Origin of the sequence: Amycolatopsis sp. NPDC059021 (genome assembly GCF_042739895.1) — a bacterium.
In the GTDB taxonomy this organism is placed as follows: domain Bacteria; phylum Actinomycetota; class Actinomycetes; order Mycobacteriales; family Pseudonocardiaceae; genus Amycolatopsis.
Genome location: NZ_JBHYIQ010000006.1, coordinates 135,278 through 155,530 on the forward strand (window position 1 = coordinate 135,278; position 20,253 = coordinate 155,530).

A 20,253-nucleotide genomic window follows, 5' to 3' on the forward strand; every position below is an offset into this window, starting at 1 on the left:
CGCCCTGGGTGCGCTCAACGCACCGAGGGCGTCCCTCGGCTCGCCCAACGCACCCAGGGCGTCCCTCGGTGGGGTGCGCCAACCCACGTCAGCCGAACGCCGCGCCGCCCGCCTGGCCCAGCAGGATCTCCACGCTCGCCCACAGCACCGCCGCGCACACGCTCCCCACGGCGAACCGCCGGTACGGCATCGCCGCCGAACCCGCGACGCGCGGTACCAGCGTCCGAACGCCCGCGAGACAGCGTCCGGCGATCACCGCCGGGACGCCGTAGCGGGCCACCGCCGTTTCCGCGCGCTCCCAGCGGTGAGCACCGATGCGGCGCCCGAAACGCGACGAGCGCAGCCGCGGCCCCCAGTATTTTCCCTCCAGATAGGCGACCTGGTCCCCGAGCACCGCGGCCACGACGGCGACCGTCAGCGCCAGTCCCAGGTCCAGGGTGCCCCGCTGCGCGAGGAACCCCATCAGGAGCAAAGTGGACAGTGTGGGCAGGATGATTCCGGGCAGCAGCGCGGTTTCCGCAGTGATCAACAAGAAGCAGATCAGGTAGACCCACGGCGCCGGAGCGTCAAGGAGTGGCCGGAGCAGACTGTCCACGACGAACTTCCGTTCCCGAAAAAACCGGCAGCGCGGCGCGGTGGACGAAGGCGGGCGGCAGGTTCGGCCACACCACCGGGCTGCGTTCGACGACCGCGAACCGGGCCCGCAACGCGGCGGCGAACCGGCGCGCGGGTGGCGTCCACGCCACGTGCGCGTAGGCGAAGGTGCTGAAGCAGCCTTCCGGGGCGAGGACGGCGGAGACCGCGTCGAGGATCCGGGCCTGCACCGCGTCGGACATGACCGTCCACGGCAGACCGGACACCACGACGTCCACCGGACGGGCCACGCGCGCGGCCAGTGTCTCGGCGGAGTCCTCGACGACCTCGACCGGCGCGTGCGCGAACCGGCGTCGCAGGTCAGCGGCGAGCCGTGGGTTGATCTCGACGGCGGTCAGCCGCGCGCCGGGCCGCAGCCGGTCGAGGACGGCCCGGGTGAATACGCCGGTGCCGGGCCCGAGTTCGACGACGGTGTTCGCGCGCTCCAGCCCGAGCCCCGAGGTCATCGCTTCGGCCAGGGCGGGCGAGCTTGCCGCGATGGCGCCGGTGCGGACCGGATGGCGGAGGAATTCCCTGGTGATCGACATGTTTTCGACGCTAGGAACGGGTCCTGTGGCCCGGCGTCGGCCGCGTCGGCGCGGTTCCGTCCTCCTGTGGAAGGACCCGATCGGTACCGCGGGACGACGCAGGCGCACGACGATCCGGGTTACGTTCGACGCGTGTACCGGCTGAACATCTGGCTCCGCGGACATCCCTGGGTGCGGGATCTCCCGCTGTACGCCTTGTTCGTGTTCATGCGGCCGATGAGCGCTCCTCCCGGCGTCCCGCACGCGGTCCTGCTGATCCCCTACCTCTTCCTGCTGCCCCTGTTCTGGCGGCGGCGTTATCCGCGGATCGCGGCGGCACTGATCATCGCCGGGGTGATCGCCCAGTACTCCACCGACGTCTGGGCCTTCGATCGCGGCCGCGGCGACCTCGCACTGGCCGTCGTGCTGTTCACCCTGGTCAAGCGAGGCGATCGCCGGTTCGCCGCGGTAGTCGCGGGCTGCGCCCTCGCGCTCGACATCGGCTGGGCCGTCGTCTGGGGCGTGGCCGCGCAGAACATCCCGACGGCCTTCCTCGCCGGCCTGCCGCTGCACATCGCGGCGTGGGCGCTCGGCGAGTTCTTCCGTGCCAGAGAGAAGCTCACCGCGGAGGAAGGGGCGCGCGCGGAACTGGCGGCGTCCGAAGAGAAGGCGCAGGCCAGGGCCGCCGTCGCCGAGGAACGCACCCGCATCGCCCGTGAACTGCACGACGTGCTCGCGCACAGCATGAGCGTCATCGTGCTCAACGCCGAGGGCGCGAAACTCATCCGGCACCAGGATCCCGAGTCCGTCGACCGGACGCTCGACACCATCAGCCGCACCGGCCGCGACGCGCTCGCCGAGCTCCGCAGGCTCCTCGAAGTGCTGCACGCGGGTGAAGCGGGCCGCAGTCCACAACCGACGGTCACCGAGCTGCAAGCACTCGTCGACCAGGTGAGCACCGGAGGCAGGCAGGTCGATCTCGTCGTCACCGGTGAACCCGCCGAGCTGCCCGCGAGCGCGGCGCTGCAGGTGTACCGCATCGTCCAGGAGGCGCTGACCAACATGATCAAGCACGCGTCCGCCGACGCCACCGGCCGGGTCGAAGTCGCCTTCGGCCCCGGCGGTGCACGGCGTGAGGTCCGCGTCGAGGTCACCAACTCCGGCGGCACGGAACGTCCGGCCCCCGCGTTACCGTCTTCGGGACGGGGGCTGACCGGGATGGCCCAGCGGGTCGAGATGTACCACGGCAAGCTGGACACCGGTCCGACGGAGGACGGGGGCTATCGGGTGAGTGCGACCTTGGTACTCGAGGACGCGGCGTGATCCGCGTGCTGATCTGCGACGACCAGGAGCTGGTGCGGGTCGGGCTGCGGATGATCATCGACAGCCAGCCGGACCTGACCGTCTGCGGTGAGGCCACGAACGGCGAGGAGGCGGTCGCCGCGGCCCGTGAGCTGGTCCCGGACCTGGTGCTGATGGACGTCCGGATGCCGGTGCTGGACGGGGTCGCCGCCACCGAGCGGATCTGCGCCGGGTTCCCGGACGTCCGGGTGCTGGTGATCACCACGTTCGACCTCGACGAGTACGCCTACTCGGCGCTTCGGGCCGGGGCCAGCGGATTCCTGGTCAAGGACGCGCCGTCGGACGAGATGCTGGTGGCCGTGCGCGGAGTGCTGCGAGGCGACGCGATGGTGTCGCCGTCGGTGACCCGGCGGCTGCTGGACCGGTACCTCGCCGACGATCGTGCCCCCGCCGATGTGTCCAAACTGGACTCGCTGACCGAGCGGGAGAAGGACGTTCTCGGCCTGATCGCGCGAGGGCTGTCGAACACCGAGATCGCCGGAAAGCTCTACATCGGCGAGACCACGGTGAAAACGCACGTCGGCCGCATTCTCGGAAAACTCGGGCTGCGGGATCGAGTACACGCCGTCGTTTTCGCCTACGAAAGCGGGCTGGTCCGTCCGGGTGGCTGAGAGCGGAAACGGTCAGCAGCCCTTGAAACGCTGGTCCGCGGCCCAGCCGGTGTTGGCCCAGGTCTGCGGGGACGCCGGGGTGAAGCCGGGGAACTGCTTCGCCAGCTCGCCCAGCAGCCAGGTGGTGAACCGGGCCGCGCCCTGCGGGCAGGTGTGGATGCCGTCGGTGCTGCGGTCGGCTTTGCCGTCCCGCTCGCGCTGGTAGGCAGATCCCCACACGGCGGCGCTGTCGAGGACGACGGCGTGCCCGCCGGAACCGGCCGCCACTTCCTTGGCCACCTGCGGTGTCCGGTTGAGATCGTCCATATGGGACGCGTAGAACTCGTCCGGGGTGATGGGCGGGAACGGGACGAAGACGAGCCGGGCACCGGCATCCGCCGCCGTCTTCACCAACCGCTCGTACCCGGCGCGCTGCTCCTGTTCGGAGCCCCAGTCGTACGTCGTGATCTGGTAGACGATCACGTCGGGCTTGAAATCGCTTACGGTGCCGGGCAAGTCCTTCCACGTCATCTCCGCGATGGGGCCGACAACGCCGCCACCACCGGCCGAAGCGAGCGACTTCAGCGTGAAGCCGCTGGCCTTCGCCGCCGCTTCCAGGGGCAGGGATTCGCCCTCGGCGATCGAGTCACCCATGAACAACACCTTGGACAACCCCGGCTTGTTGACCGCGGCTTCCTTTGTGGACGTTTCGTTCGCGCAGCCCGCGAGCGCCATCAGCGCCACCGCCAGGCCCGCCATCAGCTTGGTTGTTTTCCTCACGACACCGACACTGCCGATCCGGTGTCCCGGCACTGTCCCCGGAATGTCGCGGCTTTGTCGCAGGCCGCCACCCCGAGCCTGCCGACGTCGATCGTGGTCGTCGCCGGGGACGGCACGGCCACCCACACCACGACGAGCGCGGCCATGGCCGAGACCAACGCGATCGCCCCCGAACGTCCTCGCGCCCAGCGCGCGCGGAACCGGATCGGGTCCTCCACCAGGTATTTCGACACCGCCGCCAGCCCGATCGACACCACGCAGACGACGGCGGTACGCGCCCAGCCGTCGAGGCCTATCCGTTGCGGGGTAAGCAAAAGCAGCACCGGCCAGTGCCACAGATACAGGCTGTAGGAGATCTCGCCCAGCCACCGCAGCGGCGGACAGGCCAGCACGCGGGCGACCCAGCTCCGCGGCGCTTGCGCACAGAGCGCGACCAGCAGCGCGGCCGCCAGCGAATGTGCGAACAGTCCGCCCCGGAACAGCCACAACGATTTCTCACCGTCCACTAAGGACCAAGTCACCGCCAGTCCCGCTGTGAGCACGATCAGGACGGCGTTCCCGCGGAATCGGGCCAGCAGCAGCCGCACCGGCTCGGTCGCGGCGAGCGCGCCCAGCATCAGCGAGAACGCGCGCGTGTCGGTGCCGGTGTAGACGCGGGTGGTGTCGGCCGGGTCGAGCAGCACCACCATGAGGACCAGCGATGCCACCGAGACACCGGCCGCGACCATGGCGACCGTCGGGTCCGCCGGCCTCGCCCAGCGCGCGACGAGCAGCAGCACCACCGGCCAGATCACGTAGAACTGTTCCTCGACCGCGATGCTCCACAGGTGCTCGAACACCCTGGTCGGGCCGAACCGGTCCCAGTAGCTCGCGGATTCGGCGAGCAGATGCCAGTTGACCAGGTCGAACTGCACCCACGGACCGTCCGCCAGCGCGAACCGCAGCAGATCCGGCGGGCCCAGCGCCCAGGTCAGCAGCGTGACACCGGCCAGCATCACCACCGACGCCGGCAGCAGCCGGCGCAGCCGCCTGCCCCAGAACGCGATCAGCGACACCGTCCCGGTCGTCTCGGCCTCGCGCAGCAGCAGCCCGGTGATGAGGTAACCCGAGAGCGCGAAGAACAGGTCCACGCCGAGAAAACCACCGGACAGATGGCCGGTGTGGAACAACAGCACGCCCGCGATCGCGACGCCGCGAAGTCCGTCCAACGCCGGGAGGTGACGCTTTCTTTCCGCGGTAACGGGCATGGCCAATACGTGAGTCATGTCGCCGAGGGTGGCGAGCCCGTGTGCGAGCCGGGTCCACGCCGTGTCGCGGTCCTGTCGCAACTCATGGCACCAAATCGGACAGCGAGGCATCCTGGGTGCATGCGCCCAGCTGCCGTAGCACTGCTCGCGTCGGTGACAGCCCTGGTCACGGCCTGTTCGGCCGCGAGCACACAGCAGTTGCCAGGGCCCGCACCGTCGACGGCGAAACCCGCCGCCGGGGCGTTCAAGGTCGAGCAGGTCGCGGCCGGCCTGGAACACGGCTGGGACGTCGGTTTCCTCCCCGGCGGCGCCATCCTCGTCACGCAGCGTCCGGGGAAACTGGCGCTGGTCAGCGGTGACCGCACCACGAATGTCGCGGCGGACTTCTCCGACGTCCTCGTCAACGGCGAGGGCGGGCTGATGGGGCTCTCGGTGAGCGCGGACTTCGCGACGTCGCGGGAGTTCACCACCTGCCAGACGCACAAGGAGGGCGCACGCGCCGTCGACGTCCGGCTGGTGACCTGGAAACTGGCCGAGGACAACGCCAGCGCGGCGCGGGTGCGGGACCTGCTGACCGGGCTGCCGGTGAACCCGAGCGGGCGGCACTCCGGCTGCCGCCCGGCGCTCGGCCCGGACGGCGCGTTGTACGTCGGCACCGGCGACACCGCGCGATCGACGTTCGCGCAGGATAAGCACAACCTCGGCGGCAAGGTGCTGCGCATCGACCCGAAGACCGGGGATCCGGTGCCGGGCAACCCGTTCATCGGTTCGGCCGATCCGAACGAACGACGGATCTACACCTACGGGCACCGGAACGTCCAGGGCGTCGCGATCCGGCCGGGCACGAACCAGATCATCACCGCCGAGCACGGGCCGGCCTTCGACGACGAGGTGAACCTGTTGCGTGCCGGGGCGAACTACGGCTGGGACCCGTCGAAGGGCGGCACCGACAGCAGCTACGACGAGAGCGTCCCGATGACCGACACGAAGCGGTTCCCGGACGCCGTCCTTCCACTGTGGACAACCGGGAAGATCACCGAGGCGATATGCGCCGACGCGTTCCTGACCGGTCCCCGGTGGGGCACGAACGAGGGCGCGCTCGCCGTCGTCGCACTGAAAGGCCAGAAACTGCTGCTGTTCCACCTCGACGCGGCGGGCACGGTGAAGGACGTCTCGCTGCCGCCGGAGTTCGACGACCGGTTCGGCAGGCTGCGCGCGGCGCGGAGCGGCCCGGACGGCGCGTTGTACGTGACGACGTCCAACGGCACCGACGACAAGCTGCTCCGCGTCACGCCCGCCTGATCGAACTGCCCGCTAGCGTCCGGCGAACGCGCCGCCGTTCACGTGCACGACCTGGCCGGTGACATGTGCCGCGCCGGGGCTCGCCAGGAAGGTGACGACCTCGGCGACGTCGTCGGGCTCGCCGGCGCGCTTGGTGAACGTGTTGCCGATGAGCCACTCACGCCGTTCGTCGCTGAGCTTGCCGCGGAAGAACTCGGTGTCCCCGATCAACCCCGGCGCGACGACGTTCGCGGTGATCCCGCGCGGCCCCAGTTCCCTTGCCACGTCGATGTTCCAGGCCTCGATCGCCGCCTTGGCCGCGCCGTAGGAACCGGCACCGGTGTGCGCCGCGATCGACCCGATCGTGACGACGCGGGCGCCGTCGGCGAGGCGGTCGCGCAGCGCGCGGGTGACCAGCGCCGCGGTGTACACATTGGACTGGAAGTTCGCCGCCCACGCCGCGGCGAACCCGGCGAGATCGTCCGGCTGGTCACCCACGAAGTCGGTGTTGCCGCCCGCGTTGTTGACCAGCACGTCGACCCGCTCGGGCAGCTCGTCCAGCGCCCTGGTCACCGCCGCGGGATCCGCCGCGTCGAACGCCACCGGCCGCGCGCCCAGCAACGTCGCCGCCTCGTTCAGTACCTGCTCGCGGCGTCCGGTGATCGTGACGCGGTCTCCCGCCTTCGCGAACGCCGACGCCACGGCGTACCCGATGCCGGTGCCGCCGCCGGTCACCACGATTTCCCTGATCTGTGCCATCGGTCGAGCACTCCTCCTGTTGGTAGGCGTGCATCCGACCCTAACGCTGGAGTGACTCCAGGGCGGCTTCGTTTTCGGTCCCTACTTCCTGACCGGTTCGAGGCAGTAGCGGGTGCCGCTGAGCGCGCTGCCCATGCCGTACCAGACGGCGTCCGTCGCGGTGGGCATCGACGGGCAGTTCTTCGCGATCGGATCCGTGAGGCCGTCGATCTGCGTGACACCCTCGACCTTGCCGACGACCTTGTACCGTGCGCCCGCGCCGCAGTCGAGCACGGTCAGGCTCTTGTCCTGCAGGTTCAGGCAGCCGCCCACCACCGGCCTGCGGTGGCCGGGATTCTTGAGATCCTCCAGGCAGAGCACCTTCTCCTGGGGCAGCGCCGCCGTCCCGGTCCGCTTCCACCGGACCGCCGCGCCCGCGGTCGGTGCCTGGACGCAGGAGTCGCCGCCGAAGCCGAACGCCGACCCCGCTTCGACGGCGACGACCTTGTAGCCTGCCTCCCCGCAGGGAGCCTTCTCGGTCTTCTGCGATTCGACGGCGTCACCCTTGAGACAGTCGCCGACGAGCGGCATCCGCTCACCCGGCGTCTTGAGGTCCTCGAGGCAGAACGCGGTGCCGGTGCCCGATCGCGCGCCCTGCCAGAAGATCGCGTCCGCGGTCGGGAACGGGTCGCACACCGACGCCGAGATCCGGAGCGCGATCTGCGACTGGTCGGCGACCTTGCCGACGACCTTGTACTTGGCGTCCGGGCCGCACGTCACGGTGTGGATGCTGTCGGCGTCGTCCACCTGCCCCTGGACGCACGAACCGACGTCCATCCTGGACCCGAGCTTCGGCGCCACCACGACCACCAGCCCGATGAGGAACGCCGCGAGCACCGGAATTCCGGTGAACAGCGCGATCTTCAGCCCCCGCCCGCGCTGGTTGACCGGCAGGATCGGCGGTGCCTTCGGCAGGTCGGACAGCCCTCTCGCGAACTCGGCCGGGTCCGACGGCAGCTTGTCCATGACGTTCCCCCTCGACGAATGACACCGCGCGTCGCGGGTGTGTGATGTCATCCGTCGCCTGCACGCGGAACGTTACGCACCACCGGTCATTCCGGACGAAATGTAACCGGCCCCACATCCGATGGTGGTCAGCCGTTGGGGCGGGTCGGGACGCCGCCGGTCACCTCCTGCCAGCCGAGGACCCGGTCACCGAACGCGGTCCCCGTGGAGCGCAGTGTCCACAGTTGACTCTCGCCGGGAGCGTTCGCGGTGACCACCGCGACGTCGGCCTTCCCGTCCTTGTCGAAGTCGCCGGTGGTGAGCACGGACTTCGCCGGGTCGAACTCGCCCGTGCGCCGCCACCAGTCCTGCGGGACGAAGCCGGTCGCGGAACCGAAGACGACCATGGCCGTGTCTCCGCCGCCGTGGTCGTACATCGCGACGACGTCGGCCTTGCCGTCACCGTCGACGTCCGCGGCCACCGGAGTGCTCCGTTCGGTACAGAATGGACCGTCCCAGGTGGACACTCCGGTGTCGAAGGCGGTGCCGGTCGAGCGGTGCACGGTCAGGCTCGCCCGGCAGTCGCCCTCGTCGCGGAGTTCGGCCAGATCCGCACGGCCGTCGCCGTCGAAGTCGCCGGCGACCAGGTTCGCCTTCGCCGGGTCACCGGGCGAGGTGTACCAGACGACCGGGGCGTTCAGCGCGCCGCCGGGGAACACCGTCACCTGCCAGCCGCCGCCCTCGGCGGGCCGCTGCACCGCGACGTCCGCCTTGCCGTCACCGGTGAAATCGCCGGAGAACATGCGCAGCGTGCTCAGCGGCCACGCCGCGGAGCCGCTGTCCCAGGTGTTGCGGCCCGCGTATCCGTGGCCGTCCGAGGGATACACCGACAGCTGCGCCTGCTCCCCGAACAACTGCGTGAACGTCGCGATGTCGGTGCGGCCGTCGCCGTCGAAGTCGCCACGGACGTAGCGCAGCGGCGCGAGACCGCCCGAGGAGATACCGGCGTCCATCACGACGGTGCCCTGGTAGAAGCCGCCGTCACGAGCGGTGACGTTCCAGATCCTCCTGCCACCGAAGTCGTGGTCCATGAACAGGGTGACGTCGGATCGGCCGTCACCGTTCATGTCCTCGGGCACATGCGCCTGTGGCGCCGGATTGTCCAAAGCGGACAGATCCCAGGACGGCGTGAGATCGCTGACGTTGCCGGCCCGGTCGACGGCGCGGACATAGCGCCGCGCCGAGGCGACATGGGTGATCGGGTCCTCGAAGACGGTGACCGGGAGCACCGCGCTCCCGTCCGGCCCGGCCTTGATCCGGTGCGTGACCCGTTCGGCCTTGAAGCCGTACATGAACTCCGCGACGTCGGTGTCACCCGAGGCAGCATGCAACGTCACCGTGCCGGTGGTGCGGGCCGGGATCACCGGCTCCCCGTCCGGGAAATCGGCCGAGGAAATCCGTGGCATGCCGGGGCGCACCGCGTCGACCGTGAAATAACAGTCCGGTGTGGACGGACCGGTGTCGAGGGCGTCTCTCGCCTGCGCGTGGTAGTGGTAGGTCTGCCCGTCCAGAAGCACGCCTTCGGGAAGTTCAGACCACGAGAGCGCACCACTGCCGATCGGCCCGACCTCGGTGGCGTAGGCGAGCGTGCCGTCCGCGCGGAGGATCTCCAGCCGGGTCGTGATGCCGTCCGAGGACTCGGGGTCACTGCTCGCCCCGGAGAACTGGCGGACTCGGCTGTCGTTGAGCGGTACGGGCGCGTCGGCGGTACCGCAGCGCGACGGATAGGACGTCGAAACGCGCACCACGGTCGGCGGATTGTTGTATTCCAGGCTAAGGAAAGCGCTTTCGGGTTTGAGAGCCATACCCTTGGGCAGGTACTCGTTCCGCAGCTTCACGCCCAGCGTGACGAAGCCGCTGCGTTCGTCCGCGGCCTTCTGCGCAAGCGCTTTCAGTGCGTCACTCGCGAATTCCAGCCGGGTGAGACCACCGGCGCACGCATCGCCGGAACTGGTGGCCAGCGGCGCGTCACCGAGCCAGGCGTCACGCGAGTTGTTCCAGGTCAGCGGCCGCGCGGGGTCGATGGGCCGGACCGCCCAGAGTTCCAGCGTCGTCGGCGAACACGGTTTCGAGGTGTCGACCGAAACGTCGAATTCGGCCTTGTGGATCCGCGATCCGTTCGTCTTCGACGTGTCGATCCGGAAGAACGAGCGGAACACGCCCTTCGGATCGGCGGACCGGCCGACCCGCGCGGCGTCGCGCGCGGTGTCCCAGTACGAGCGGTCGGGCTCGTGCTTGTTCACCTGCGTCCAGCGGGACATCGGCGCCGCGTGGCCGACGGCCCCCGCGACGTTCTGCCCGGCGAGCGCGACGAGCAGGCCCGCCATCAGCATCGTGACAGCGCTTACCCGCGCCACGACCCCCGCTCTCGGTCTTTTCCCCGGCGTATCGCCCTGATTCGTGCGCATCGCGGCCTCCCCATGAGCCGTCGGAATGTCGCACCACCCACGCGTGCCACCGGGACGAGGTTGCCCGCGCCGTCCGGGTATCACCCGAACCGCCCAAACGGCTCACGGTGGGAAAATCAGCAACGTCAGCCGAGCCGCAGCTTCGGCTTGTGCTCCAAATGGGACAGTCCGTTCCACGCCAGGTTCACCAGATGCGCGGCGACCTCGTCGCGTTTGGGCTTGCGCGCGTCGAGCCACCACTGCCCGGTCAGCGCGACCATGCCGACGAGCGCCTGCGCGTAGAGCGCGGCCAGTTTCTCGTCGTAGCCCCGTGCCGCGAACTGCTGCGCGAGGATGTGTTCGACCTGGCTGGCGATGTCGTTCAGGACCGTGGAGAACGTCCCGGTCGAACTCGCCACCGGCGAATCCCGGACGAGGATGCGGAATCCGTCGTGCGAATGCTCGACGTAGCTGAGCAGCGCGATCGCCGCCTGTTCCAGCATCACTCTTGGATGCCCACCGTGCAGAGTGGACACCATCCGGTCGAGCAGGAGCTGGGTCTCGCGGTCGACGACGACCGCGTAGATCCCCTCTTTCCCGCCGAAATGCTCGTACACGACCGGCTTGGACACGTTCGCCCGGTGCGCGATCTCCTCGATCGACGTCCCGTCGAAGCCCTTTTCCGCGAACAGGGCGCGCGCCACGTTCAGGAGTTGTTGCCTGCGTTCGCTTCCGGTCATCCGCACCCGGGTCACCGGGGCCGCCGGACGAGCCCCGGTGACCGTTTCACGCTTTCCCCGCCTTCGTGCCGCCACTACGGCACTGTAGCCGAGCTATGCGATTTATTTACTTTCGGTAGCGATCCGCGCGAGACGCTGCGGGGTCGGCCAGCGCACGTCGTGCACCCAGCCGAACTTCTCGAAGATCCAGATGAGCCGGGCCGACATGTCGAGCTGGCCGCGCTTGACGCCGTGCCGCGCGGACGTCGGGTCGGCGTGGTGCAGGTTGTGCCACGACTCGCCGAAGGAGAAGATCGCCAGCGGCCAGAAGTTCGCCGACCGGTCACGCGCGGCGAACGGGCGCTCGCCGATCATGTGGCAGATCGAGTTCACCGACCAGGTCACGTGGTGCAGCACGCAGACCCGGACGAGCCCGGCCCAGAAGAACGCGGTCACCGCGCCCCACAGCGACCAGGTGACCAGTCCGCCGATCAGCGCGGGCCCGAACAGGCTCACCAGCGCCCACAGCCAGAACAGGCTGTCCACCTTCTTGATCGCCGGGTCCTTGACCAGGTCCGGGGCGAACCGCTCCTGGTTGGTGGTGTCGCGCTCGAACAGCCAGCCCATGTGCGCGTGCCAGAAACCCTTGGCGATGGCCACCGGCGAGGTGCCGAACGCCCACGGCGAGTGCGGGTCGCCGTCGCGGTCGGAGAAGGCGTGGTGCCGCCGGTGGTCGGCGACCCAGGTGATCACCGGGCCCTGCAGTGCGACGCTGCCCGCGATGGCCATCACGACGCGCAGCCACGGCTTGGCCTTGAACGAACCGTGCGTGAAGTAGCGGTGGTAGGCCACGGTGACCCCGAGCCCGCTGATTCCGTAGAAGACGACGAACAGCGCGACGTCGACCCAGGTCAGCCCCCAGCCCCAGGCGAAGGGGACGGTGACAAGCAGAGCGGCGAGCGGAGCGATCACACCGAAGTAGACCGAAACCTGGACGCCGACGGAGCGTGATCCGCCGTAGAGGGGCTTGGGGCCCTTCGGGGCCGGCGACTCCCCCGTGGGCTGAGAGCGGTCGAGCGTTGCCGTCATGCAGTTCACTTCTTCCTACGTGGGGCCCTGCGAAGGGTGACCTAACCTACGATGCCGTAAGTTACGGTACAGGAGGTTTTGGCGGCTGGGGAGGGGCGAACGGCCGCGCGGGGGACGTCGCATACGCCCTCGGGTACCCGCCACGGCGGGAGACAACCCCTCCCGCACGGGCCCGCGCCGATCGTCGCTATTCTGACCTGGAACGATCCGCCGTAGTGTAATCGGCAGCACTTCAGATTTTGGTTCTGACAGTTCAGGTTCGAATCCTGGCGGCGGAGCAGCGCGAGGCGAACAGCGAGCAGCGGGGGTGAGCGCGGCTGAGCGACGAGACGACGATCGACGGCTTCACGGGCACTGCCAGGCGGCCGACCTTGGTCGAGATGTCCGACGCCTGGCTGGTGGGCCGCGCCCGCGAACTGACGGCGGCGGTCCAGCGCCTGGAACACCCCCAGCAGCTCGAGATCGTCGCCACGATGGACGAGCTCCTCGACGAGACGCAGCGCCGCGGCGAACCGCTGCTGGTCGCCCAGCTGCTGCGCGCGTCGGCGCTGGCCAGGCTGCTCACCCGCGGGCTCGCCGCGGAGGCCGAGCCCCGGCTCGACGAGATGCTCGCGCACACCCGCCGCCACGGCCTCGCACTCTTGCGCGCCGACGCGCACGCCCTGCGCGGGCGCCGGCTGGTGCTGGCCGAGCAGGAGGACGCCGCGCTCACCGAGATCGCGCGGGCACTGGCCATCCTCGACGATTCGACGATCCCGGACCGCGGCGTCGGCGTCCGCAACTGGAACCGGATGCAGTCCACCGCACTGATCGACTGCTGGATCGTGCTCAACCAGCTCGGCGTGTACGAGGCCGCCGAGGAGGTCATCGGCCGCGCCCATCAGGCCATCCGCGAGAGCGCCAGCCCGCACGAGATCACCCTGCAGCTGTTCAACCGCGTCAAGATGCTGCTCGGCTGGGGCCTGCGGCTCGAACGCGTCGAGCAGTACGAGGCGAGCGCGGAGAAGTTCCGCGTCGCCGCGTCGATGGCCGAGGCCGCGGAGGGCCCGTTCGCCGAATCGCTGTTCCCGCGCAAGGCCGGGGTGCCCGCGGTCGACCAGGTCGGCGCGCTCGCCGCCGCGCTCGCGCTGAACAACCCCGGCGAAGAGCACATCGAGCGGCTGGAGCACCTGTACTCCGGCCTCGGGTTCCCGTACGAGAAGGAAGTCGTGGCCATCGCGCTGGCCCGCTGCCTGGACAAGGCGGGGCGCCGCGACGAGGCGCTCGAGGTCCTGCGCACGACGAAGAAGGCCATGGCCGCGGACATCTCGCAGCCGACCATGCGGCTCAACGTCTCGCGCGAGCTGGCCCGCCTCGACACCACCCCGGACTACGCGTCCGGTGCCAGCCAGTCGCTGATCGACTACGCGACGACGCTGGAAGCCGAGATGTGGACGCTGCGCGAGTCGCAGATCGCCACGCTCAACGCGCGCCGCGAGCACGAGCGGCTCTCGGCCGAGCACGGCGCGATCACCCAGCAGGCGCTGCAGGATCCGCTCACCGGGCTGCCCAACCGCCGCGCGCTCGACGAGAAGCTGCGCATGCTGTCGTCGTCGGCCGACGCACAGCCCCTGGCCGTCGCGCTCGTCGACCTCGACGGCTTCAAGGGCGTCAACGACCAGCAGTCGCACGCCGAGGGCGACAACGTGCTGCGGGTCGTCGCCAGCACCCTGCGTGACGCGTTGCGCGGCGACGACGTCGTCGCGCGCTACGGCGGTGACGAGTTCATCGTGCTGCTGCCCGGCGCCCCGGCGTCGGCGGCGAAGATGGCGCTCGGCCGCGCGGTGAAGTCCGTCGCGCAACTCCCGCATCACCTTTCGCACGGCGTGACGCTGTCGATCGGGCTCGTCTCGCTGCGCCCGCAGGAGCGCGCCGAGCAGGTGCTCGCACGCGCCGACGCGGCGATGTACGAGGCGAAGCGCGGCGGCGGCAACCAGGTCGCCTCGGCGAATTCGATGACGGCCGAGCCGGCGAACGTTTGGCCTGGTGAGGATGCTCCGACCGACCCCGCGTGGGGCGCCGAGGAGCCCACGTAGGATCGAACCCCGACAGAGCATGAGTTGGTGAACTGTTGGGAGTGTCGTGACCGGCCCGCTGAGCACGTTGATCCTCGCCGCGGGTGAGGGCACCCGCATGCGATCCGCCACCCCGAAGGTGCTGCACCCGATCGCCGGGAGACCGCTGGTCGAGCACGCCGTCCGGGCGGCGGCTGGGCTCGAACCGGAGCACCTGGTGGTGGTGATCGGACACGGCCGCGAGGCCGTCGGCGCGGAGCTGGGGCGCATCGGCGACACGCTCGGGCGCGGGGTGACCACCGCCGTCCAGACCGAGCAGAAGGGCACCGGGCACGCGGTGTCGTGCGCGCTGGCCGCGCTGCCCGACGGCCTGACCGGCACGGTGATCGTCAGCTACGGCGACGTGCCGCTGCTGGACACCGCGACGCTGTCCGCGCTGCTGGCCGAGCACACCGGGACGGGCAATTCGGTGACCGTGCTGACCGCGGTCGTCGCCGACCCGACCGGCTACGGCCGCATCCTGCGGGACGAGGCCGGCGCGGTGGCGGCGATCGTCGAGCAGAAGGACGCGACGCCGGAGCAGCACGAGATCACCGAGATCAACTCCGGGGTGTACGCCTTCGACGCGGCCGTGCTGGCCGACGGGCTCTCCCGGCTCTCCACCGACAACGCCCAGGGCGAGCTGTACCTGACCGACGTGCTGGCCATCGCGCGTGGCGACGGCAAGGGCGTCGGGGCGCTGGTGGTCGACGACCCGTGGGTGACCGAGGGGATCAACGACCGGGTCCAGCTGGCGGCACTGGGCGCCGAGCTGAACCGGCGGATCATCCGCGGCTGGCAGCGTTCCGGCGTCACGATCGTGGACCCGGGCAGCACGTGGATCGACGCGGGCGTGACCCTCGAAAGGGACGTCGTCCTCGAGCCGGGAGTGCAGCTCAAGGGGACGACGTCGATCGGCGAGGGGGCCACGGTCGGCCCGGACAGCACGCTGGAGAACGTCCGCGTCGGCGCGGGGGCGTCGGTGGTGCGGACGCACGGTTCGGACTCCGAGCTGGGCGACGGCGTCAAGGTCGGTCCGTTCACGTATCTGCGGCCGGGGACGAAGCTGGGGGCGAAGGGGAAGCTCGGCGCGTTCGTCGAGACCAAGAACGCCGAGATCGGCACCGGGACGAAGGTGCCGCACCTGACCTACGTCGGTGACGCGGTCATCGGCGAGCACAGCAACATCGGCTGCTCGAGCGTGTTCGTCAACTACGACGGCGTCAACAAGCACCAGACCGAAATCGGGTCGTACGTGCGGCTGGGCGCGGACAACACGTTCGTCGCGCCGGTGAAGGTGGGTGATGGCGCCTACAGCGGGGCGGGGGCGGTGATCCGCGAGGACGTGCCGCCGGGCACGCTCGCGGTGTCCGCGGGACCGCAGCGCAACATCGAAGGCTGGGCGATCCGGCGCAGGCCGGGCACGCCCGCGGCGGAGGCGGCGGAAGCCGCGCTCGCCGCACAGCAGGACACCGCCGTTGTGTCCGAACCGGTAGTAGGAAACGACGGGGAGTCGCCAGCATGAGTCAGAAGTCCGGTACGCCGAAGAAGAACCTGATGCTCTTCTCCGGCCGCGCGCACAAGGAACTCGCGGACGAGGTCGCCAAGTACCTCGACGTGACCATCACGCCGCAGACCGCGCACACCTTCGCCAACGGCGAGCTGTTCGTGCGGTTCGAGGAGTCGGTGCGCGGGTGCGACGCGTTCGTCATCCAGAGCCACACCACGCCCATCAACGAGTTCGTGATGGAGCAGCTGATCATGGTGGACGCGCTCAAGCGGGCGAGCGCGAAGCGGATCACCGTGGTCATGCCGTTCTACCCGTACGCGCGGCAGGACAAGAAGCACAAGGGCCGCGAGCCGATCTCGGCGCGGCTCATCGCGGACATGTTCAAGACCGCGGGCGCCGACCGGATCATGACCGTCGACCTGCACACCGCGCAGATCCAGGGCTTCTTCGACGGCCCCGTCGACCACCTGATGGCGCAGAGCGTGCTGGCCGAGCACATCAAGAAGACCTACGGCGGCTCCGACATCGCGGTGGTTTCGCCGGACTCGGGCCGCGTGCGGCTGGCCGAGAAGTGGGCACAGCAGCTGGGCGACCGGCCGATCGCGTTCATCCACAAGACCCGCGACCCCGACAAGCCGAACCAGGCCGTCGCCAACCGCGTCGTCGGGCACGTCGAGGGCAAGCTGTGCGTGCTGGTCGACGACATGATCGACACCGGCGGCACGATCGTCAAGGCCACCGACGCGCTGCTCGACGAGGGCGCCGCCGACGTCGTCATCGCGACCACGCACGGCATCCTGTCCGACCCGGCGACCGAGCGGCTCTCGAACTGCAAGGCCCGCGAGGTCATCGTCACGAACTCGCTGCCGATCCCGCCGGAGAAGCACTTCCCCGGCCTGACGGTGCTCTCGATCGCGCCGATGCTGGCCGAGGCGATCCAGCAGGTCTTCGAGGACGGCTCGGTGACGTCCCTGTTCGACGGCGCCGCGTAAGTCTCGTCCGGCGGTCTCTGAAGGCCACCTTGAGGGAACTCAAGTCCCTCAAGGTGGCCTTCAGCGCATTAGTGCGTCCACTGTGGACACGTCCGCTGGGCGCGAAATCGGCGCACGGCGGGGGCGCGGGCGGCTAACGTCTCGGCATGGGGAAATTCAGGTTCGGGATCGGGCTGCGGGCCCTGGAAAACCAGGACGAGTGGATTACGAAGTGCCGCCGGGCCGAGGAGCTCGGGTACGACGCCATCACCGTCCCCGATCATCTCGGCAAGGGCAGGATGGCGCCGTTCCCGGCGCTCGCGGTCGCGGCGGCGGTCACCGAGCGGCTCCGTCTGGGGCCCTTGGTGTCCAACGTTCCGTTCTACAACCTCGGCCTCTTCGCCCGCGAGGTCTCGACGACCGTCAAGCTCACCGGCGGCAGGCTCGACCTCGGGCTCGGCGCCGGGCACATGAAGCACGAGTTCGACGACGCCGGGCTGCCGTGGAGCCCCGCCCGCGAACGCATCGCCTACCTCGGCAAAAGCCTTGGTGCGCTGGAGAAACACTTCGAGGACGAAGGCGTCGAGGCACCACCGCTGCTCATCGCGGGTAACAGCGACGGCGTCCTCGACCTCGCCGCGGCCCACGCCGACATCGTCGGGTTCGCGGGGCTGCGCCAGGCACCGGGCAAGCCGCCGGGCACGTTCATCCTCGACGACGCCGCCACGATGGACGAGCGCGTCGGCCATTTCCGCGCCAAGGCCGCGGGGCGCGAGGCCGAGGCCAACATGCTCGTCCAGAAGGTGACCGTGACCGCCGACCGGCGAGCGGCCGCCGCGGAGTGGGCGGCCGACATCCCGCAGCTCAACCTCGACGTCGACGGGTTGCTGGAAGCGCCACAACTGCTGCTCGGCACGATCGACGAGATCGTCGAGCAGCTCGTCGCGCGGCGCGAACGCTACGGCTTCTCCTACATCACGGTGTTCGAACCGGCGATGGAGGACTTCGCCCCGGTCGTCGCCGAGCTGTCCGGCAAGTGAGCTGAAGGGGACTTTCCGTGCATCTCATGCGAGGAAAGTCCCCTTCAGCGCGTCTTACGCGACGAACGTCCCCTTCAGCTCAGTAGGCGACGGTGAAGCGCTGCCGCGAGTGCTTCGGCTGCTCGATCTCGTCCACGAACGCGATCGCGTAGTCGTCGCCGCCGATCTTCGACGCGCCGTTCTCGTCGGTCAGCAGGACGTCGCCGCCGAGCCGGAACTTCCCGGTCCGCTCGCCCGCGGCCCAGGCACCGAACTCGGCGGCGGGGCTGACGTAGAACCAGTCCACATCGGACGGCAGCTCGCGCAGCGCGGTCAGCACGTCGGCGTGGTTGCCCGCCTCCGGCTTGTACTCGTCGGGGAACTCCGGGGTGTCGATCAGCCGCGGCCCGCCCTCGGCCACGTGCAGGCTGCCCGCGCCGCCGACGAACGCGAGCCGCGCGCCCTCGGCGACGGCGGCCTTCGCCAGCGACGGGACGGCGTCCAGCAGCTTCCGGCCGTCGGCGTCCTCGCGCGCCGGGGTGGCGACGACCAGCACGTCCGCGCCCTTCGCGACTTCGGCGACGAACGGCGCGTCATGCAGCGAGCCGGCCCGCGCGGTGAAGTCCCCGGAAATCCCGTCGACGTTGCGCGCGACGCCGACCACGTCGTGCCCACGCCGCCGCGCCTCGGCGCCGATCCTGCCCCCGGCATATCCGGTCGCGCCGAAGATCACCAGCTTGGCCATCGCGTACTCCTCAATCCCGTCGAAAATCTTGTCGAACTTGTTCGATCCAGCGATGACGCCGATGGTAGGAACGCGGATCCGGCTACTTCAACGAAAGCAACGCACCCCGGGGTAGGCGTACAGCTCAGCGCGCCGACGCCGTCCACATGCCGGGAACACCCGTGGGAACTCAGCCGCCGATCGTGGCGAAATCCGACTGCACGGCCTGCTTGGTCTTCTCGACGTCGACCGGCGCCCGCACCTCGCCGACCGCCGTCGGCTTCGCCAGTACCCGATAGCTCGCGGTCTTGTTGGGCAGCTGGAAACGGACATCGCAGGCCAGCGTGAGCGTGGCCTCCGGCGCCGTGTTCCCGTCGGCCTTGCAGGTCTGCGCGCCGAGCGAATCGGCGCTGACCTCGACGGTGAGGGTGACGTGCACCGAGGTCCCCTGGCCGCCGCCGACGACCGAACTGGTCAGGTCGACCGTGGTCTTGCAGGTGCCGTCGTAGTCCTTGCAGTCGAGCTTGTCGCCCAGCACCGTGACGCTGGCCCGCGCGAGTGCGTCGAGCGGCTGGCCGATGGCGCCGATCGCGGCGTCGAGATCGCCGTGGAACTTCTTCAGCGCATCACCGGTGACCGGCTCGACCCGCAGGTCCGTGCCGAGTTTCGCGCCCGCCTGCTGATCGAGCAGCGTCGGGGCGAAACTGACCACGCGGTACGGCTGTGCCGTGGTGACACGGAGTTTGCCGAGCCCACTGCCCACTTCGTACACCTCGGTGCCATCGGGCAGCTTGGCCCGCACCGGTTCCCGCACCTGGTCCATTGAGGACAGTGCGGTGCGCAGCCCCGCGGCGACCTTCGCGGGCGCGAGCCGCGCCGCCGGGTCGAGCGGCAGCTCCGAGGGCGCCGAACGCACCCAGCTCGTGCCGAACTGCGCGCCGTCATCGGGCCCGTGTGCCTTCCAGTAGTCGGGGTTGGCGGCCAGGTAGAGCTGCCCGGCCGCGATCGCGACCTGCACCGGCTGGCCCTCGATGGGCAGCACGCCCACCGCGCTGCCGCCACGGGTGACACGCCACTGCTGGTCGCCGCCCGGCAGCGTGCTGCGGTAGCCCAGCGCGGGAGCCTGTTCGAGCGCGGTGAGCGCGGCGTCGACGGCCGCACGCTGCTGACCGCGTTTGTCGGCCAGCTGCCGATCGCCCGCCGAGAGCCCGGCGCTGCCCTGCACGGCCGCCTGACAGCCGCCGAGCAGCAGCGCCAGCGCCACCACCGCGGTGCCCCATCCAGCTCGCATACCGTTCCTCCGCCGCACCGAAATCCCATCGCGGCGGCACGCGCCACGCATGCGGATCTGTCCCGTCACGCACCGGATCCCCCGGACGGTCGGCCTGCCCGTGGCACCCACCGCAACCTACCGGTTCCCGCCTGGTTTACACTTTGCAGGTTGTCTCGGCGAGGCGGGTTCCTGCCCTGGTGCCCGGCGTGATCGACGCGGCGGCTTTGAGGCCCCCGTGTTTGTGC

At 69.9% G+C, this 20,253-nt stretch carries 18 protein-coding genes and 1 tRNA gene; 8 read left to right on the plus strand and 11 right to left on the minus strand.

The annotated features are described in order from the left end of the window. Window positions 1-88: 88 nt before the first annotated feature. Window positions 89-595: a DedA family protein gene (locus tag ACFWX1_RS05240; RefSeq protein WP_378384044.1), complete on the minus strand. Its 507-nt coding sequence runs from the start codon at window positions 593-595 to the stop codon at window positions 89-91. Next, window positions 567-1,181, minus strand: coding sequence for a class I SAM-dependent methyltransferase (locus ACFWX1_RS05245; protein WP_378384046.1), 615 nt, complete (start codon window positions 1,179-1,181; stop codon window positions 567-569). Before ACFWX1_RS05245 ends, ACFWX1_RS05240 begins: the two co-directional genes overlap by 29 nt. A gap of 132 nt (window positions 1,182-1,313) precedes the next feature. Here ACFWX1_RS05245 and ACFWX1_RS05250 point away from each other — a divergent pair, with 132 nt between their 5' ends. Continuing rightward, window positions 1,314-2,483, plus strand: a complete 1,170-nt coding sequence (locus tag ACFWX1_RS05250; protein ID WP_378384048.1) for a sensor histidine kinase — start codon at window positions 1,314-1,316, stop codon at window positions 2,481-2,483. After that, complete coding sequence (locus ACFWX1_RS05255; RefSeq protein ID WP_378384050.1) at window positions 2,480-3,133, plus strand: response regulator; 654 nt, start codon at window positions 2,480-2,482, stop codon at window positions 3,131-3,133. The genes ACFWX1_RS05250 and ACFWX1_RS05255 overlap by 4 nt, the downstream gene beginning before the upstream one ends. A gap of 12 nt (window positions 3,134-3,145) precedes the next feature. On the opposite strand, the gene ACFWX1_RS05260 is transcribed toward ACFWX1_RS05255, so the two are convergent. Both ACFWX1_RS05260 and ACFWX1_RS05265 read right to left on the minus strand, forming a co-directional pair. Beyond that, complete coding sequence (locus ACFWX1_RS05260; RefSeq protein WP_378384052.1) at window positions 3,146-3,892, minus strand: SGNH/GDSL hydrolase family protein; 747 nt, start codon at window positions 3,890-3,892, stop codon at window positions 3,146-3,148. After that, complete coding sequence (locus ACFWX1_RS05265) at window positions 3,889-5,157, minus strand: acyltransferase family protein (protein WP_378384054.1); 1,269 nt, start codon at window positions 5,155-5,157, stop codon at window positions 3,889-3,891. The genes ACFWX1_RS05260 and ACFWX1_RS05265 overlap by 4 nt, the downstream gene beginning before the upstream one ends. 102 nt (window positions 5,158-5,259) lie before the next feature. Here ACFWX1_RS05265 and ACFWX1_RS05270 point away from each other — a divergent pair, with 102 nt between their 5' ends. Next, a complete protein-coding gene (locus tag ACFWX1_RS05270) occupies window positions 5,260-6,441 on the plus strand; it encodes a PQQ-dependent sugar dehydrogenase (protein WP_378384056.1) in 1,182 nt (393 codons plus the stop codon). A 12-nt stretch (window positions 6,442-6,453) separates the two neighbouring features. Here ACFWX1_RS05270 and ACFWX1_RS05275 read toward each other — a convergent pair whose 3' ends face one another. From ACFWX1_RS05275 to ACFWX1_RS05295, 5 genes are all read right to left on the minus strand, one after another. Further along, complete coding sequence (locus ACFWX1_RS05275; protein WP_378384058.1) at window positions 6,454-7,179, minus strand: SDR family NAD(P)-dependent oxidoreductase; 726 nt, start codon at window positions 7,177-7,179, stop codon at window positions 6,454-6,456. Window positions 7,180-7,260: 81 nt separating this feature from the next. After that, window positions 7,261-8,184 (minus strand): hypothetical protein, encoded by a 924-nt coding sequence (locus ACFWX1_RS05280; protein WP_378384060.1) that lies wholly within the window; start codon window positions 8,182-8,184, stop codon window positions 7,261-7,263. Window positions 8,185-8,312: 128 nt separating this feature from the next. After that, on the minus strand, window positions 8,313-10,631 hold the full coding sequence (locus ACFWX1_RS05285) for an FG-GAP repeat domain-containing protein (RefSeq protein WP_378384062.1): 2,319 nt from the start codon (window positions 10,629-10,631) through the stop codon (window positions 8,313-8,315). Between the two features lie 125 nt (window positions 10,632-10,756). Continuing rightward, the gene (locus tag ACFWX1_RS05290; protein WP_378384064.1) at window positions 10,757-11,350 is read right to left on the minus strand and encodes a TetR family transcriptional regulator; all 594 of its coding nucleotides are present in this window, start codon (window positions 11,348-11,350) and stop codon (window positions 10,757-10,759) included. A 102-nt stretch (window positions 11,351-11,452) separates the two neighbouring features. Next, entirely contained in the window at window positions 11,453-12,418 is a 966-nt protein-coding gene (locus ACFWX1_RS05295) for an acyl-CoA desaturase (protein ID WP_378384066.1), read from the minus strand. 206 nt (window positions 12,419-12,624) lie between these two features. Between ACFWX1_RS05295 and ACFWX1_RS05300 the strand changes: the two genes are divergently transcribed. The 5 genes from ACFWX1_RS05300 to ACFWX1_RS05320 all read left to right on the plus strand — a co-directional run bounded on the left by ACFWX1_RS05300 (window position 12,625) and on the right by ACFWX1_RS05320 (window position 18,032). After that, window positions 12,625-12,696: transfer RNA gene (locus tag ACFWX1_RS05300), tRNA-Gln, on the plus strand. 102 nt (window positions 12,697-12,798) lie between these two features. After that, window positions 12,799-14,493: a GGDEF domain-containing protein gene (locus ACFWX1_RS05305; RefSeq protein ID WP_378384068.1), complete on the plus strand. Its 1,695-nt coding sequence runs from the start codon at window positions 12,799-12,801 to the stop codon at window positions 14,491-14,493. Window positions 14,494-14,539: 46 nt separating this feature from the next. After that, complete coding sequence (glmU, locus tag ACFWX1_RS05310) at window positions 14,540-16,036, plus strand: bifunctional UDP-N-acetylglucosamine diphosphorylase/glucosamine-1-phosphate N-acetyltransferase GlmU (protein WP_378384070.1); 1,497 nt, start codon at window positions 14,540-14,542, stop codon at window positions 16,034-16,036. Next, window positions 16,033-17,013 carry a ribose-phosphate diphosphokinase gene (locus tag ACFWX1_RS05315; RefSeq protein ID WP_378324450.1) on the plus strand — a complete coding sequence of 327 codons (981 nt, stop codon included), beginning with the start codon at window positions 16,033-16,035 and terminating at the stop codon, window positions 17,011-17,013. Before glmU ends, ACFWX1_RS05315 begins: the two co-directional genes overlap by 4 nt. Before the next feature lie 146 nt (window positions 17,014-17,159). Continuing rightward, window positions 17,160-18,032, plus strand: a complete 873-nt coding sequence (locus ACFWX1_RS05320) for a TIGR03621 family F420-dependent LLM class oxidoreductase (protein WP_378384072.1) — start codon at window positions 17,160-17,162, stop codon at window positions 18,030-18,032. Window positions 18,033-18,111: 79 nt separating this feature from the next. Here the strand turns inward: ACFWX1_RS05320 and ACFWX1_RS05325 are convergent, their stop codons facing one another. Together ACFWX1_RS05325 and ACFWX1_RS05330 are read right to left on the minus strand one after the other, a co-directional pair. Beyond that, window positions 18,112-18,756, minus strand: coding sequence for an NAD(P)-dependent oxidoreductase (locus ACFWX1_RS05325; RefSeq protein ID WP_378384074.1), 645 nt, complete (start codon window positions 18,754-18,756; stop codon window positions 18,112-18,114). Window positions 18,757-18,925: 169 nt separating this feature from the next. Further along, on the minus strand, window positions 18,926-20,026 hold the full coding sequence (locus tag ACFWX1_RS05330) for a hypothetical protein (protein WP_378384076.1): 1,101 nt from the start codon (window positions 20,024-20,026) through the stop codon (window positions 18,926-18,928). Between the last annotated feature and the right edge of the window lie 227 nt (window positions 20,027-20,253).